General features: G+C 60.3%; 14 protein-coding genes and 1 pseudogene. 5 read left to right on the forward strand and 10 right to left on the reverse strand.

Going from position 1 to position 14,964, the window contains the following annotated elements:
• Positions 1 to 250 precede the first annotated feature (250 nt).
• Both HU749_RS20480 and HU749_RS20485 read right to left on the reverse strand, forming a co-directional pair.
• A complete protein-coding gene (locus HU749_RS20480; protein ID WP_186652048.1) occupies positions 251 to 1,585 on the reverse strand; it encodes a lysine N(6)-hydroxylase/L-ornithine N(5)-oxygenase family protein in 1,335 nt (444 codons plus the stop codon).
• Between the two features lie 146 nt (positions 1,586 to 1,731).
• On the reverse strand, positions 1,732 to 2,214 hold the full coding sequence (locus HU749_RS20485) for a sigma-70 family RNA polymerase sigma factor (RefSeq protein ID WP_024619938.1): 483 nt from the start codon (positions 2,212 to 2,214) through the stop codon (positions 1,732 to 1,734).
• Positions 2,215 to 2,677: 463 nt separating this feature from the next.
• Here HU749_RS20485 and HU749_RS20490 point away from each other — a divergent pair, with 463 nt between their 5' ends.
• The 3 genes from HU749_RS20490 to HU749_RS20500 are packed head-to-tail and all read left to right on the forward strand — an operon-like array spanning position 2,678 to position 7,202.
• Positions 2,678 to 3,826, forward strand: coding sequence for an efflux RND transporter periplasmic adaptor subunit (locus HU749_RS20490; RefSeq protein ID WP_079305031.1), 1,149 nt, complete (start codon positions 2,678 to 2,680; stop codon positions 3,824 to 3,826).
• The gene (locus tag HU749_RS20495) at positions 3,827 to 5,797 is read left to right on the forward strand and encodes a MacB family efflux pump subunit (protein ID WP_186652050.1); all 1,971 of its coding nucleotides are present in this window, start codon (positions 3,827 to 3,829) and stop codon (positions 5,795 to 5,797) included.
• Between the two features lie 10 nt (positions 5,798 to 5,807).
• Positions 5,808 to 7,202, forward strand: a complete 1,395-nt coding sequence (locus HU749_RS20500) for an efflux transporter outer membrane subunit (protein ID WP_079305027.1) — start codon at positions 5,808 to 5,810, stop codon at positions 7,200 to 7,202.
• A gap of 159 nt (positions 7,203 to 7,361) precedes the next feature.
• Here the strand turns inward: HU749_RS20500 and HU749_RS20505 are convergent, their stop codons facing one another.
• Positions 7,362 to 7,667, reverse strand: coding sequence for a hypothetical protein (locus tag HU749_RS20505; RefSeq protein ID WP_079305025.1), 306 nt, complete (start codon positions 7,665 to 7,667; stop codon positions 7,362 to 7,364).
• Between the two features lie 509 nt (positions 7,668 to 8,176).
• Between HU749_RS20505 and HU749_RS20510 the strand changes: the two genes are divergently transcribed.
• Positions 8,177 to 8,503, forward strand: coding sequence for a DUF6124 family protein (locus HU749_RS20510; RefSeq protein ID WP_079305023.1), 327 nt, complete (start codon positions 8,177 to 8,179; stop codon positions 8,501 to 8,503).
• Between the two features lie 183 nt (positions 8,504 to 8,686).
• Here HU749_RS20510 and HU749_RS20515 read toward each other — a convergent pair whose 3' ends face one another.
• From HU749_RS20515 to HU749_RS20540, 6 genes and pseudogenes are all read right to left on the reverse strand, one after another.
• A complete protein-coding gene (locus HU749_RS20515; RefSeq protein WP_079305021.1) occupies positions 8,687 to 9,313 on the reverse strand; it encodes an immunity protein Imm33 domain-containing protein in 627 nt (208 codons plus the stop codon).
• Positions 9,314 to 9,567: 254 nt separating this feature from the next.
• Positions 9,568 to 9,780, reverse strand: coding sequence for a DUF8139 family protein (locus HU749_RS20520; protein ID WP_079305017.1), 213 nt, complete (start codon positions 9,778 to 9,780; stop codon positions 9,568 to 9,570).
• Between the two features lie 522 nt (positions 9,781 to 10,302).
• Positions 10,303 to 10,563, reverse strand: a complete 261-nt coding sequence (locus HU749_RS20525; protein ID WP_079305015.1) for a hypothetical protein — start codon at positions 10,561 to 10,563, stop codon at positions 10,303 to 10,305.
• Between the two features lie 445 nt (positions 10,564 to 11,008).
• Positions 11,009 to 11,365 (reverse strand): colicin immunity protein, encoded by a 357-nt coding sequence (locus HU749_RS20530; protein ID WP_079305013.1) that lies wholly within the window; start codon positions 11,363 to 11,365, stop codon positions 11,009 to 11,011.
• Between the two features lie 3 nt (positions 11,366 to 11,368).
• Positions 11,369 to 11,482: pseudogene (locus HU749_RS29490) on the reverse strand (colicin E5-related ribonuclease); the annotation flags it as partial.
• 12 nt (positions 11,483 to 11,494) lie between these two features.
• Positions 11,495 to 11,665, reverse strand: a complete 171-nt coding sequence (locus HU749_RS20540; protein WP_172898932.1) for a hypothetical protein — start codon at positions 11,663 to 11,665, stop codon at positions 11,495 to 11,497.
• Positions 11,666 to 12,646: 981 nt separating this feature from the next.
• Here HU749_RS20540 and HU749_RS20545 point away from each other — a divergent pair.
• The gene (locus HU749_RS20545) at positions 12,647 to 12,973 is read left to right on the forward strand and encodes a DUF6124 family protein (protein WP_186652052.1); all 327 of its coding nucleotides are present in this window, start codon (positions 12,647 to 12,649) and stop codon (positions 12,971 to 12,973) included.
• A 205-nt stretch (positions 12,974 to 13,178) separates the two neighbouring features.
• On the opposite strand, the gene pvdP is transcribed toward HU749_RS20545, so the two are convergent.
• Positions 13,179 to 14,795 (reverse strand): pyoverdine maturation tyrosinase PvdP, encoded by a 1,617-nt coding sequence (gene pvdP, locus HU749_RS20550; protein ID WP_186652054.1) that lies wholly within the window; start codon positions 14,793 to 14,795, stop codon positions 13,179 to 13,181.
• Positions 14,796 to 14,964: the final 169 nt, after the last annotated feature.

A 14,964-nucleotide genomic window follows, 5' to 3' on the forward strand; every position in this document is an offset into this window, starting at 1 on the left:
AATACGAGGGAACAGCGAACCAAGCCTTTCAAACAGCAGGAGGCTGTGAAGTGAGTGTAGGAAATTTCTGAAGAATTTCCTGCGAGTGACCAGAGACCGGCCCTATGACCTGTGGGAGCGAGCTTGCTCGCGAAGGCGTAGTGTCAGTCATTTCAATATTGGCTGAACTGACGCCATCGCGAGCAAGCTCGCTCCCACAGGGGTTGCGTTGGCTGATAGATTTCCTGCGAGTGACTCGCTCCCACAGGGCCTATACGGCGGCGAGCAACTGATCGCGCACCGGACGCGCCTGCCCGCGATGGTTCCCGTGTTCATACAGCGAGCCGGCGATTTCATCGGCACGCACCGGCAGGATCGACAGCAGGGTGTCGCTCAGGCCATGGCTGGCCTGGCAGAAGCCCTGCATGTAGATCGCCGCCTTGCAGCGCTCGTCGGTGATCAGCTTGTAGTTGCGATCCACCTCGAAATCCCCCAGGTATTGCGCCAGGGGTTCCAGCAAAGTGCGGTGCATCTGCCGCTCATAACCGGTGGCCAGCACCACGGCGTCATAACGGCGCACGGTCAGCTCTCCCGTGGCGTTGTTGCGCACTGCCAACTCCACGCCGGTGTCGCTGGCCGTGGCTTTCTCCACCGTCGTGAGGGTGCGGAACGCATGACGGGCGACGCCAGAGACTTTCTGGCGATAGAAAATCCCGTAGATGCGTTCGATCAGGTCGATGTCCACCACCGAATAGTTGGTGTTGTGGTATTCGTTGACCAGGCGCTCGCGCTCGCTGTGGGGTTGCTGGAACACCAGGTCGGTGAACTCCGGCGAGAACACTTCGTTGACGAACGGGCTGTCGTCCGCTGGCTTGAGGGCCGAGCCGCGCAGGATCATGTCGACCTGCACCGAAGGGAAGCTGTCATTGAGGTCGATGAAGGCCTCTGCCGCGCTCTGCCCGCCGCCGATGATCGCGATCTTCATCGGCTGGCCCTTCACACAGGGCTGGCCCGCCATGCGCTCCAGATACTGGGAATGGTGGAACACCCGCGCGTCATCCTTGAAGGCCATGAACGCCTCGGGGATGCGCGCCGTACCGCCGGCGCTGACCACCAGCGCACGGGTGGTGCGGACGAACTCTTCGCCCTGGGCACCGCGGGAAATCACCCGCAGCGCTTCGACCTGCTGGTTGTGCAACACCGGCTCGATGCGCAGCACTTCTTCACCGTAGCGACTCTGTTCGGCGAACTGTGCGGCCACCCAGCGCAGGTAGTCGTTGTACTCCATGCGGCACGGGTAGAAGGTGCCGAGGTTGATGAAATCCACCAGGCGGCCATGGTGCTTGAGGTAATTGACGAACGAATACGGGCTGGTGGGGTTGCGCAGGGTCACCAGGTCCTTGAGGAAGGAAATCTGCAACTCGCTCTGGGTCACCAGGGTGTTGCCGTGCCAGCGATAGTCGGCCTGCTTGTCGAGAAACAGCACATCCAGCTCGCCCTGGACCGGCCCGCGCTCCTGCAGCGCGATGGCCAGCGCCAGGTTCGAGGGGCCGAAGCCAATGCCGATCAAATCGTGAACGACGGGCGATGCAATTGCCTGAGTCATGTCCAGTGTCCTCTGGAGAAGCCCCTCAACAGGGCGCGAAAAGCCTGGGGAACCTGACCAGCGTTTGTGAGGCCGGCAAGTCGTCTGTTGAGATGAACGAGGACAATGAAAAAAAATTTACCACCGTGCGACCGGCGTCGAGCAGATCAGGGCGCGTCCCACTGTCGTACGCGAACGCGGCAGTGCTTCATGGCGTTGACGATGTGTTTTTCCACCAGTGCCCGGGAAATGCCCAGGCGCTCGGCGATTTGCGGATGGGACAGGCCTTCGAGCTTGCGCAGCAGGAAACTCTCGCGGCACAGTGGCGGCAGCTCGGCCAGGGCGCGCTGGAGCATGTCCAGGCGCTGGCCATGGTCGAGGCTGGTGTGGGGCGACGGCGTAAAGAAGCGTTCTTCGCTGTCCAGCACCTCCAGGGATTCGACCTGGCGCAGGGTATTGCGCCGATGCCCGTCGATCACCAGGTTCAGCGCCGTGCGGTAGAGAAACGCCCGCGGTTGCTCGATGGGGACGTCGCTGGCACGCTCCAGCACCCGCACATAGGCGTCATGCACCACATCCTCGGCCGCCTGGCGGTTGCCTAGCCTGGCGTTCAGGAAACACACCAGCTCGCGATAGTAGTTTTCCAACATGACTCCCGTGCGCAATGACTGCGACCGCTATCCGTGTGCCCACTCGGCATGCCTGGGACAGGCAATGGCACGATAGTGGCAGATTCAATCGCGTAATTTATAGTAATTCTCATATAGATTTAAAGCTTTGGTTTGTATCAGGGCTGATTCGTTCAGATAAATGGGGTGCCCGGGCCGCTTTTGTGGCGAGGGAGCTTGCTCCCGCTGGACTGCGCAGCAGGCCCAAGGCAGGTAACACCATTGAATCTGACATAACCGGGATTCAGGTTTTAGGGCCGCTTCGCGCCCCAGCGGGAGCAAGCTCCCTCGCCACAGGGGGCTGTGGCGCTGCAATTGATTTTTTCCAACCTGCTACCAAGTGTTTCACACCAGTAAATTCCCGCCCCGAGCGCTCGTTTACCAGAACAGCCTCCCATCCCTGCCCTTCCTCGGACGGGCCCGATATCACCGGCCGGAACCCTGCATGAAACGTCCCCGCCCTACCCGACGCGCCTGGCTTCTCACCTTCGCCCTGCTTCCGGCCGTGGCCTTCGCCGCGTGGCAAGCGGTGGCGCCAAGTCGTGCGCCCCTGGTCACCGCGCCCGTCACCCGTGGCGATATCGAAAACAGCGTCACCGCCCTGGGCACCCTGCAACCGCGGCGTTATGTCGACGTCGGCGCCCAGGCGTCCGGGCAGATCCAGAAGATTCATGTGGAAGCCGGCGACGAGGTGCGCGAAGGTCAATTGCTGGTCGAAATCGACCCGTCCACACAAAAGGCCAGGTTGGACGCCGGGCGCTTCTCGATTGAAAACCTCAAGGCCCAGCTCCAGGAACAGCGCGCCCAGCACGACCTGGCGCAGCAGAAATCCAGCCGCCAGCAGCAACTCAAGGCCGGCGGTGCCACCCGCGAGGAAGACGTGCAGACTGCCCAGGCCGAAGTGCGGGCGACCCAGGCGCGTATCGACATGTTCCAGGCCCAGATCCGCCAGGCCCAGGCCAGCCTGCGCAGTGACGAGGCCGAGTTGGGCTACACGCGCATCTATGCGCCGATGAGCGGCACCGTGGTCGCCGTCGGCGCCCGGGAAGGCCAGACCCTCAACGCCCAGCAGCAAACCCCGTTGATCCTGCGCATCGCGCGCCTGTCGCCGATGACGGTCTGGGCCGAAGTCTCGGAAGCCGACATCGGCCACGTCAAGCCGGGCATGACCGCCTATTTCACCACCCTGGCAGGCGGGAGCCGGCGCTGGAGCAGCACCGTTCGCCAGATCCTCCCGGTGCCGCCACGTCCGCTGGAAGCCAGCCAGGGTGGCAGCCCCAGCGGTGGGCGCAGTGGCAGCGAACGGGTGGTGCTCTACACCGTGTTGCTCGACGTCGACAACGCCGACCGCGCGCTGATGACCGACATGACCGCCCAGGTGTTTTTCGTCGCCGCCCAGGCCAAGAACGTGTTGACCGTGCCCATCGCCGCCTTGCAGGACGCCGGCCAGGTGCGGGTGCTGGCCGACAATGGCGATGTCCAGCCGCGCAGCGTTCGCACTGGCGTCAGTGATCGGCTGCGCACCGAGATTGTCGACGGCCTGAGCGAAGGCGACCGGGTGCTGATCGGCCCGGCCAGCGGCAGCGGAGGCTGAATGAGCACGCCCCTGATCGAACTGCGGGACATTCGCAAGGCCTACGGCGGTGGCGACAGCCCTCGGGTGGAGGTGCTGCGTGGCATCGACTTGGCCATTCACGCCGGGGAATTCCTGGCGATTGTCGGCGCGTCCGGCTCCGGCAAATCCACTTTGATGAACATCCTCGGCTGCCTCGACCGCCCCACCAGCGGCGAGTACCGTTTTGCCGGCGAAGACGTCGCCAATCTGGGCAGCGATGAACTGGCCTGGTTGCGGCGCGAAGCGTTCGGTTTTGTGTTCCAGGGCTATCACCTGATTCCTTCCGGCACCGCCCAGGAAAACGTCGAGATGCCAGCCATCTACGCCGGCACCTCGGCCGCCGAGCGCCACGCGCGGGCCAGCGCCCTGCTCGAGCGCCTGGGCCTGGCCAGCCGCACCGGCAACCGTCCTCATCAACTCTCCGGCGGCCAGCAACAACGGGTGTCGATTGCCCGCGCCTTGATGAACGGCGGCCATATCATCCTCGCCGACGAACCCACCGGCGCCCTCGACAGCCAGAGCGGCATCGAGGTCATGGCCTTGCTCGACGAACTGGCGAGCCAAGGCCACGTGGTGATCCTGATCACCCACGACCGCGAAGTGGCGGCCCGGGCCAAGCGCATCATCGAGATCCGCGACGGGTTGATCATCAGCGACAGCGCCACTTCTTTGCCAACCGACGTGCAAGCCAATCCAAAGGCACTGCAAGCCGTGGACCTGCGCCAGCGCCTGAGCGCCGGCAGCGAACACAACGGCGCCTGGAAGGGAGAGCTGGTGGACGCGGTACAGGCGGCGTGGCGAGTGATGTGGATCAACCGTTTTCGCACCGCCCTGACCTTGCTCGGCATTGTCATCGGCGTGGCCTCGGTGGTGGTCATGCTGGCCGTGGGCGAAGGCAGCAAGCGCCAGGTCATGGCCCAGATGGGCGCCTTTGGCTCGAACATCATCTACCTCAACGGCATCGCGCCCACGCCGCGCGCTACCAAGGGCATTATCAGCGAATACGACCTGGCCGCCCTCGCCGCGTTGCCCGAGGTGCAACGGATCATGCCGGTCAACGGTGCCGAAGCCAGCGTGCGTTTCGGCAACCTCGACCACACCAGCTACGTCGGTGGCAACGACACCAATTTCCCGACCATCTTCAATTGGCCAGTGGCCCAGGGCAGCTACTTCAGCGAGGCCGACGAGCGCAGCGCGGCGGCGGTGGCGGTGATCGGCCACAGGGTCCGACAGAAACTGCTCAAGGATGTCGCCGACCCCATCGGTCGCTACATCCTGATCGAGAACGTGCCGTTCCAAGTGGTCGGCGTACTGGCCGAGAAAGGCGCCAGCTCCGGGGACTCGGACGCCGACAACCGTGTCGCGGTGCCCTACTCTGCCGCCAGCGTGCGGCTGTTCGGCACGCGTCATCCCGAGTACGTGGTGATCGCCGCCAAAGACGCAGGCAAGGTCAAGCAGGCCGAGCAAGCCGTCTCGCGGACGCTGTTGCGCCTGCACGACGGCAAGCAGGATTTCGAACTGACCAACAACGCCGCGATGATCCAGGCCGAGGCCCGCACCCAGGGCACGCTGTCACTGATGCTCGGCGCCATCGCGGCGATTTCACTGCTGGTGGGCGGCATCGGCGTGATGAACATCATGCTCATGACGGTGCGTGAACGGACCCACGAGATCGGCATCCGCATGGCCACCGGCGCCCGCCAGCGCGACATCCTGCGCCAATTCCTCACCGAAGCGGTGATGCTCTCGGTGGTCGGTGGGGTCACCGGCATCGGCCTGGCCCTGCTGGTGGGCGGCGCGTTGCTGCTGGGCAAGATCGCCGTGGCCTTCGAATGGTTGGCGGTGTTCGGCGCCTTCGGTTGCGCGCTGGTCACCGGCGTTGTCTTCGGTTTCATGCCGGCCCGCAAGGCCGCCCGCCTCGACCCGGTCGCGGCCCTTACCAGTGAATGAACCCCACGCTATGAAAGTCCACCTGACCCTCCTGGCCGCCAGTCTTTTACTGGTGGCCTGCGCCACCCCTTTGTCGGCACCGGACAGCGGCCTCCAACCGCCACCGGCCTGGCAGAACCTCGATACGCCCGACGCCCGAGCGGATAACCAGCAATGGTGGACGCACTTCGGCAGCCCGCAATTGAACCGTTTGATCGAACAGGCGCGCCTGGACAGCCACGACCTGGCCGCCGCCATGGCCCGGGTGCGCCAGGCCGAGGCCAGCGCGGTGATCGCCGGCGCGCCGTTGCTGCCAGCGGTCACAGCCGGGCTCAACGGCAATCGCCAGGAGTTGCTACGGGGCAAGGGCTACAGCCAGCTGGATGTGGATCGGAACAACCGCACCATCGATTACTACGACGCCAACCTCAGTGCCACTTATGAGCTGGATTTCTGGGGCGGCAAACGAGCGGCCCGGGACAGTGCGTTGAAGACGTTGGCGGCCAGCCAGTTCGACCGCGCGACGGTGGAGTTGACCCTGCTCAGCGGCGTCGCCAACAGCTACACCCAGGCCTTGTCCCTGCGCGAGCAACAGCGCATCGCTGAACAGAACCTGGGCAACGCCCAACGCGTGCTCGACCTGGTGCAGACCCGCTACGACGCCGGTAGCGCCACAGCCCTGGAACTGTCCCAGCAAAAAAGCCTGGTGGCAGCCCAGCAACGCCGGCTGCCCCAAGTGCAGCAACAGGCCCGCGAAGCCTTGATCACCCTGGCGACGCTGCTGGGGCAACCGGTGCAGTCGGTCAGGCTCGACGATGAAAGTTTCGACCGCCTGCACTGGCCGGCCATCGACGCTGGCGTGCCCAGCCAATTGCTGAGCCGCCGCCCGGACATCGCCGCCGCCGAAGCCCGCCTCGCCGCCGCCCAGGCCGACATCACCATCGCCCGCGCCGCCATGCTGCCCAGCGTGACCCTGGGCCTGAGCCTCGCCACCGGCGCCGACATCGCCGACCAGTTGCTGCGCAACAACGTCTACAACCTCAGCGCCGGCCTGGCCGCGCCGATCTTCAACAACGGCCGCCTGAGCGCCGAACGCGACCGAGCCACCGCGCGCCAGGAGGAACTACTCGAGCTGTACCGCGCCGCCATCATCAACGGCTTCGCCGACGTCGAAAAAGCCCTGAACGGCATCAACGGCCTGGACCGCCAACGGCAGTGGCAAAGCGAAGAACTGCACCAGGCCCAGACCGCCTTCGACATCGCCCAACGCCGCTACCAGGCCGGTGCCGAAGATTTGCTCACCGTGCTGGAAACCCAACGCACCCTGTACGCCGCCCAGGATATGAACGTGCAGCTGAGATTGGCGCGGGTGCAGGCGAGTGTGGCGCTATACAGGGCGTTGGGTGGGGGTTGGCGGGTGATGTAGGGCCTAGAACCCAACCTCAAGCCTAGTGACATCATGTGGCGAGGGGATTTATCCCCGCTGGGCTGCGAAGCGGCCCCAAAACCAGCGCACTCAAAACATCTGACAGTCCTCAGGCTTGTGCTTTATGAGCACAAGCCTGCCGCTAGCCAGCTCGCCAACCTAACTCCAAATCACTGTGGCTTCCCCGTTCCTTAATAATTGCATCGCCTCCGGCCCATTGAAGGCCTCCGGTTTCATATCAATGGTTAATGCAGCTAAATCATCAAATTTCAGCTCTATCACTTCTGAATCTTCCGTCACGCTCCGGAGCTTGTTCCCGACAAGAGAACCCAAACTAGCGCCCGCAAGAGAATAGGAGTTGTAAATATTTAAAATTTCGCCCTTCGAAAAATAAATTTGCAAATATTCACTATCGCAAACTGTGCGCAGCACGTCGCTTTCACAAAGGCATTCCAGAATACTCATACTAAAAATCCCACTATTTAATTTAAAAATGTCTTTTTCGATCGTTCCCACCCCGCGTGGGAATGCCTCTACTGACGCTCTGCGTTCGGCTCTTGGGGACGCGGAGCGTCCCTGGCTGCATTCCCACGCGAGCGTGGGAATGATCAGTAATGGTGCTCGGCTTTGGCTCTGTTTATCCGGCCATGTAGGACTCCCGAGCGAGGCTACGCTGCCTTGCGTCATTGCCTACAACTACGCCAGAATCCGCCGGCTTGTGCGCTTGGCACCCCATCGATAACTTGTTTCCCGTCACTGCCCATCAGTGATCGGGTCTGCAAGCCCGACGAAATACCAGGCGCATAGCCACAAGCCAATCGACACACCCGTGTCGCTCAATGGCAGCTGTGTGCGGGAGACCTTCGGGTCTGCCGGGTTCCTGGTTTCCCGGTCTTGCAGACCCGCGCATAGCTGCCACCCATCATCTGCAAGTGATGTCTGGCAACGCCTCGTAAATAGCCAGGAGTTGCACCATGTTCAAGATCACCCCCAATCCCCCCGAAGACGAATCCAAAAAACTCAACGAAGCCGCCGACCGCGCCCTCGCCTTTTACCTCGACCCCAAACCTGAAACACCCAATCCGCCACCGGGCCAGTTGTTCACCGTAGCGGGAGACGTGGACCTGGAATGCCTGCTAGCCAACCTCAGCGAAACCCTCGCCTCGGTCAATGCCATGGCCAACGAACTGGCCTTTGATTTGGAAGGCGCGCAACGGAGTTTTGCCCTGGGGATCCAGCAGATGGTCGAGTTGAGTGAGCTATTGGCGAACCGCGCCCTGGACATCGCTGCGCCGCGCTAGCGCTCCCCTTCCTTCAAGCCAAGTGACATTTGTGGCGAGGGGATTTATCCCCTCGCCGCAACGTCTTTGATCACCGGCCCTCACTCGCAATAGCGACATCGCTTGCAGTTTAACGTCGGCCATACCAATAGTACTGAAAGTCAGGAGCCCGCCCGGCTGGGCGGGCTCCTCATTTAGGCAGTATCAGTTGTTTATTTTTTCATCCAGCCAGACGTCATTCGTAGGACCGTGGAATCGGTAGCCGAACGGTAGCGCTAAAAACCTCACCAAGTCTGGTCGACTTACCGAGACATGCTGGGTATGAACCGTCTTCAGATTTTTTACATCCCCATCAAATCTGTCCGTGGTGAGCCACCAACCTGACATATGCTCGGGAGAGGGGTAGCGTACTCCTTCAGCAGGATCGCCTTCCAAGATGCCATCTGAGATCACAATCATCTGGTCGAAGGTCGGTGCGGCGTAGTCCGCGCCGGCCCTCTCACACACCGCATGCTGTTCGGCCCAAAGTCTCAGCGTGGTGCTGATGCCTGGTACATAAACTCCAGTCACCGGTGACTGCTCAAAAAACAACAACTCTCGTTTGTCGTTCAGATGCATCTTCGTGACCCAACATCCATATCCCAAAGTTTCGTCTGGAGCGACCCTATAGCCCGCTTCAACATAGCGAACGACGAGATCGATGAAGTCGATGGCACCTTCTTTCAGACCAGGGTCATCGACCATGACGCTGACCTCGTAGTCAAACCGCTCCGCAAGTCCCTCGGTTTTCAATGTCAGACCCGCGCCTGCTTCGATACTGCTGATTTTCATTGATTGCACTCATAGCACCATGCACTAGCCCCCTGGGCACAACTGCAGCCCAGACAGTGTGGGTAAAGTCGCTGCTCACCCCCTGTAGGGTTCCGTCCAAGTTACACCCGTGGCGGTTGCCGTCAACGACACGCTGTTGCCAGCCAGGCAACATAGCCGAGGAGCCCATTTCTTCAAGCGTCGGCGCCAGGCGCTGCGTGCTGCCAGTGACCAAGGCGCGCAGCAGCGCAGGTTTTCCCTCCTCTGCTTACCCTCTAACTGGCGGGCTCTAAGTCAGATTCATAAATCTCCAGTGAGGATCCATCTTCAAACTCAATCGAGTAGACGGTACCAGGTGGAAATTTGTCAAAGTAGCTGCCCGGCCGGTCATCAAAGACGCCGACGATCCATGCCCGCTTACCTGGCCTGAGTGCCTCCGGTGCCTGCACCACCACTTTTACAATGTCGTCGTAAGTGAACTTAGTCATATCAATGATAGATCGGTAGGTGAGGTTACCATCGGGCGTTGTAAGATCTGGCCGATGACCGTGTGGCTCCTGAGCACGAGCAGCATTTTGCTTCCCGTGTCCTCCTTTGTCCAAGCGATCACCGGTAGGCTTACCGCCCGGTCCGAGAAGGCTGCTTCGCAGCCCATCGGGGATAAATCCCCTCGCCACAACGCCTTTGATCGCTGACCCTCATCCGCAACAGCGACATCGCTTGCAGTTAAAGTCGGCCATACCAATCCTACTGATACGTCAGGAACTCGCCCGGCCGGGCGGGTTCCTTATTCAGGCAGTATCAGTTGTTTATTTTTTCATCCAACCAGACGTCGTTCGTGGTGAGCCACCAACCTGACATCTGTTCGAGAGAGGGGTAGCGTACTCCTTCAGCAGGATCGCGTTCTCGGATCCGGCTATTTCAGAGCATCCCTAAGCGCGCCACCCGCGTTGTAGTTCATGGGGTTTAGTGCGTCCCCCTATAAGGAGGAGGTGTGTTAATTGTTTTATTCAGTTCTCAAAGATTTTGTCATGTAGCTTTATCGCCTCTTCTAGAGAGGGCAGCCATTCGCAGCGAGATAAAGGACTCTCCTCTATAAAAAGCTCTATTGTGTTTTTCAGCGCATTTAACTGGTATTCCTGCGTTAAAGGCAGGCGGAAGAATTCAACATTTTGAACGCAATAATTACCACTATTTAAATCTTCAAAACAAAAATAAATGGCAAGAGTATGTGAATCTATGGCTTTCCATACCTCATGAGACTTTAACATTTTTACCTCCATTAATTTATTTGACCCCACTTACCTCTAGCAACCCGTCGATTAGTATTTTGCACGACTTTTTAGCTGCGATACAGTATTGCTTCTGCTGTCAGCAATTACCACTCTGACTTTTACTGTTCCCAGGTCGCTGATTTCAGCGATCGGGTTTGGTAGCCCGCGAGTTAGCTAGCAGCAAAGGGAGGCTACTTGGCGATCGACAACAACCCTGCCGAATAAGCCATCAGGTTCTTCGTTATCGGGTTCACAACGAATAGGATACAAATGTTGGAAAAGAGTATCCACCCATCGGATCCTCGGGATAAAAACTGGATGACCTGCATGAGTTCGGATCTCCTTTTTTGTAATACAGACCAAGTTATCGACTCATGCAGACATCTTCAATACTCTAACTTATTGATTCCCCTTACCCGTCAACCCCAATTACTCCACACCACTAAGCTTCTACTTTTTGCGTCTTATGCGGCCAACCCGTAATTGGTGGCGCTGTCAAAATGAACGCTGTGTGACAATCCATCTCTTCACGGATAAAGTCTCCCGCCACTAAGTTGTTCAGATGTGCATTGGATTCAGATATCGGCAGATCAGCACCGTCCCAGATGCAATCGAGGCGGGCTTCGAAACCTGGCGAGTGCCAAATCCCACCTTCTATGCGAGCCACAACTCGTCCGTGCGCTGCTGCTGTCATACAAACTTCAACCGCAACGGTTGGCGACAATCGCATCCAAACACTCCCTTCAAGCGAGAAGAAGTCAGTCGCACTTTCAAAAACCATATCCCTTGGAGAGTTCATCTCTTATTTCCACTTAATTCGACCATCGGTGATCCACTCTGGATTCGTGTCACTGACCTGGGTTACTTCCCCCGTAACCTCATTCACCACAATGTGACCTCCATTTGGTGAGCCAAATACAGATGCGGGTTAATATCCCCCATTGCCATCTGGTGTTTTGTTAGGCCGGAGATTATCAGTAGCTATACCGGTGGCCTGCCAATCACCACCTACTTCAGTGCGCTCAGCTTCCCACTCTGGTGGAAGATCGGCGATTTGATTCAGCGTCGGATCGACATCGAGCAAAACTCCGATGCTCACGTGGTATGGCTCTAGAGGATCATTGTGATCAACGCACCCACACAAAAATTGCCAGTCCCCTTCTTCCCTGACCACCAAAAGCGCTGAACGCTCGCGTCGGAACATGTGCCCACAGCAGTAGACGCCCAATCGTGGATCTTCAAACTTTGAACTTCCCACTCCTCATCTCCTTATCTGTAGCCAGACGGCAGCCATTGCGTACGAAGATCCTTAGAGCCCTTCGACGTATTGCATGTACGGCACGAATTTTCCGCATTCGAATCATTGGTCCTTCCCCCTTAGAGGGTGCGTCTATGTGGTCCGTTTGTGCAGAGTTCGATTGCCCAGGTTTATTGGTGGTCTTAAGCCCGCAATATTCGCACATTGGATCACCGTCTGCGCCCTTCGACCTATCTTGCGCACGGTCCCGTTCACCCGTGATGAAACAGCGTCGCGAACCTTTTTCAACGTCCTGTTTCTTTCCGTCGCTGCTCGTACTGCTGGCTTCCTCCCCACTGCTTGTCCCCCCCTGCTCGCGCCCTGGACATCGCCGCGCAGCGCTAACTCCTCTTCAAAGCCAAGCAACACCTGTGGCGAGGGAGCTTTCTCCCTCGCCACAGGTAAGTCCCACTCTTCATAAATAATGTTCGGCTTTGACGCTCTTTATCCGGCCGTGTAGGACTCCCGAGCAAGGCTACGCTGCCTTGCGTCATTGCCTACAACTACGCCAGAATCCGCCGGCTTGTGCGCTTGGCTCGTGGCTTTTACTGTTTCCGGGTCGCTGATTTCAGCGATCGGGTTTGGTAGCCCGCGAGTCAACTAGGCGCAAGCGCCACCTTCTACAGATGCTCTCTCGCGTCTGTGTCATGGTGGCCGTGCGCAGGGCGTCTTCGGGCGCGCCGGGTTCCTAGTGCTCCGGTCTACCAACCCGCGTACGGCCGCCACCCAATCGTTTGGTAGCGAGGGTGTCGGCTCCTGAAAATGAATACTAGGAGTTACGCCATGTTCAAGATCACCCCCAATCCCCCCGAAGACGATTCCAAGAAACTCGACGAAGCCGCCGACCGCGCCCTCGCCTTTTACCTCGATCCAAAACCTGAAAAACCCACTCCACCACCGGGCCAGTTGTTCACTGTCGCGCAAGACGCGGACTTGGAATGCCTGCTGGCTAACCTCAGCGAAACCCTCGCCTCGGTCAATGTCATGGCCAACGAACTGGCCTTTGATTTGGAGGGCGCGCGACGGAGTTTTGCCCTGGGGATCCAGCAGATGGTCGAGTTGAGTGAGCTGCTGGCGAACCGCGCCCTGGACATCGCTGCGCCGCGCTGACGCCCCTTCAGAGCCAAGCAACATCCGTGGCGAGGGAGCTTGCTCCCGCTGGGCTGCGCAGCAGCCCCAATGGCTAGCACCTCGGTGGGTCAGGTGTTTTTGAGGGGGCTGGTTTTGGGGCTGCTTCGCAGCCCAGCGGGAGCAAGCTCCCTCGCCACAAAAGCGATCATTCGCACAACCCAGGTTCGGTCAGTCCAAGTCGGGATTAAACCGGCTTGGATTTGAGATTACGCGCATACCACGGCCGTTGCGGCACGCGGCGGAACAGTTCGGAAAGCTTTTTGTCGTCGCTGCCGAAGGTGATGCGCAGCGCCAGTTTCATGGTTTCCGGGTCCATTTCCACCGAGCGCCCAACCTGCAGCCCCGGCGTGGTGCTGCAACCGTGGGTGTCCGGGCCCAGCCAGGGGTCGCCGATTTCGACCCAGCGGCCCGGGGCGTACCAGGGCACACCATTGACGTCGAGCCGGCTCACTTCGCCCGGGTGGAAGCGTTCGTGGGCGCGGAACCAGTCTTCGAGGCGGTCGTCGATCCAGCCGTGGAACGCCCAGAACACCGGGCTCACGTGGGAGGAAAACGGATCACCGAGGAAGTCGTTTTCCGGGGCGTACCAGCGCGCGGCGAAGTCGTCCGGGTCGCGGGCGAACGGCACCGGGTGGCCGTTGGACGGATCACGGGGCACCGAGGCCCAGCGCATGTGCAGCCAGTCGTGCAGGCCCAGTTCCACTTCCGAGCCAAACTGGCCCAAGGTCAGTTTCGACAGGTAGCGCGGGTCGCGGTAGCGCGATTCCCAGACCTGGAAATTGCTGTGGTAGGTCTCGGCGGTCTTGATGTCGCTGACCCACTGGGCGTACTGCGCGTCGCCATCGGCCAGCCAGGTCGGCGGCAAGGCCGTGCCATCGTGGTTATCGAGGTAGCGGGCGAACCCAAGGCGATCGCGTTCCAGCTCCGGTTGCGGCAAGGGAAAGCGCGGCCACGACGGCAGCGGCTGGAACGAACGGGCCGTGCCGAGCATGTGCCGGTGCATGAAAAAGAAGTCCACGCCCGAGCCATTGCGATCCTTGCGCGGCCCGCGAGCATCACGTTCCTGGTCCCGTGGGCCGGGCTGCCAGCCGATGCCGCGCAGGGCATTGCGTTTGTCCTCGTCCAGGGTGTGCCATTTGTCCCGCGTGGCATGCCAGAGCTGGTGGAACAGCCGATGCTCGGGCGACACCAGCCAGGCCAGCAGCGCCGGGCTCAGCGGCGTGCGCTCCCGGGCCTCGGGGAAACGTTGCTTGACGGCGATGAAATGGTTGTCCTGCTCAGGCAATGCCATGGGACGGTCCAGGCGCAACACGCGACCGCTGAGGGTGGCGCTGCCGGCATTGCCGAAACCAGCCCAGACTTCGTCCAGGGTCATGGTGCATTCATAGTCCGGCGCGTTGTGCTGAGCCCCTATCAGGCGCCAGCTCAGTTGCTTCGGGTCGGTGCCGGCCAGGTCGCCCAACACCCGGTAACGCGGTTCATCGGCGCCACGCAGGCGTTCGGCGATGTCGAGGTAGCCCACCAGGCCACGGCCCCTTTGGCCGATATCGAGGAAGACCTGCAGATCGTCCTGGGGCAAGCCTTCGAGACCGGCGTCGCGGCCGGTGAAACGGATCGTCCAGATGCCCCGCAACGTATCGGCCCGGCGCTGGCCCGCTGCGTCAGCCACGTCGAACGAGGCCTCGCCGGGGGTGATGCTCGGATCCGGTCGGGTCAGTTCGCGATGCCCGTAATACACCGCAGGCACGGCGGCACCGGTCAGCGCCAGGCCTGCCATGAACCATCGTCGAGAAATCGTCATTGCCTTACCTGTGTTCGGCCCTGGAGCGGGCTTTATCCAAGCTAGAACGATGGGGGGGCTGACAAATTTATAGGGGCTGTTACGGCCTCATCGCGAGCAGGCTCGCTCCCACAATGGATCTGAGTACATTCGCAAGAGATGGGTGGGTTTGAAGGCAGTCATCGCGAGC

This window comes from Pseudomonas ogarae (assembly GCF_014268695.2).
GTDB lineage: Bacteria > Pseudomonadota > Gammaproteobacteria > Pseudomonadales > Pseudomonadaceae > Aquipseudomonas > Aquipseudomonas kilonensis.

Excerpts from the sequence above, each read along its gene's own strand:
- HU749_RS20515 (WP_079305021.1), bottom strand. The coding sequence starts at position 9,313 with ATGAAAATCAGCAGTATCGAAGCAGGCGCGGGTCTGACATTGAAAACC.
- HU749_RS20505 (WP_079305025.1), bottom strand. The coding sequence starts at position 7,667 with ATGAGTATTCTGGAATGCCTTTGTGAAAGCGACGTGCTGCGCACAGTT.
- HU749_RS20545 (WP_186652052.1), top strand. The coding sequence starts at position 12,647 with ATGTTCAAGATCACCCCCAATCCCCCCGAAGACGATTCCAAGAAACTC.
- HU749_RS20530 (WP_079305013.1), bottom strand. The coding sequence starts at position 11,365 with ATGAACTCTCCAAGGGATATGGTTTTTGAAAGTGCGACTGACTTCTTC.
- HU749_RS20495 (WP_186652050.1), top strand. The coding sequence starts at position 3,827 with ATGAGCACGCCCCTGATCGAACTGCGGGACATTCGCAAGGCCTACGGC.
- HU749_RS20510 (WP_079305023.1), top strand. The coding sequence starts at position 8,177 with ATGTTCAAGATCACCCCCAATCCCCCCGAAGACGAATCCAAAAAACTC.
- HU749_RS20485 (WP_024619938.1), bottom strand. The coding sequence starts at position 2,214 with ATGTTGGAAAACTACTATCGCGAGCTGGTGTGTTTCCTGAACGCCAGG.
- pvdP (WP_186652054.1), bottom strand. The coding sequence starts at position 14,795 with ATGACGATTTCTCGACGATGGTTCATGGCAGGCCTGGCGCTGACCGGT.
- HU749_RS20500 (WP_079305027.1), top strand. The coding sequence starts at position 5,808 with ATGAAAGTCCACCTGACCCTCCTGGCCGCCAGTCTTTTACTGGTGGCC.
- HU749_RS20520 (WP_079305017.1), bottom strand. The coding sequence starts at position 9,780 with ATGACTAAGTTCACTTACGACGACATTGTAAAAGTGGTGGTGCAGGCA.
- HU749_RS20480 (WP_186652048.1), bottom strand. The coding sequence starts at position 1,585 with ATGACTCAGGCAATTGCATCGCCCGTCGTTCACGATTTGATCGGCATT.
- HU749_RS20525 (WP_079305015.1), bottom strand. The coding sequence starts at position 10,563 with ATGTTAAAGTCTCATGAGGTATGGAAAGCCATAGATTCACATACTCTT.
- HU749_RS20490 (WP_079305031.1), top strand. The coding sequence starts at position 2,678 with ATGAAACGTCCCCGCCCTACCCGACGCGCCTGGCTTCTCACCTTCGCC.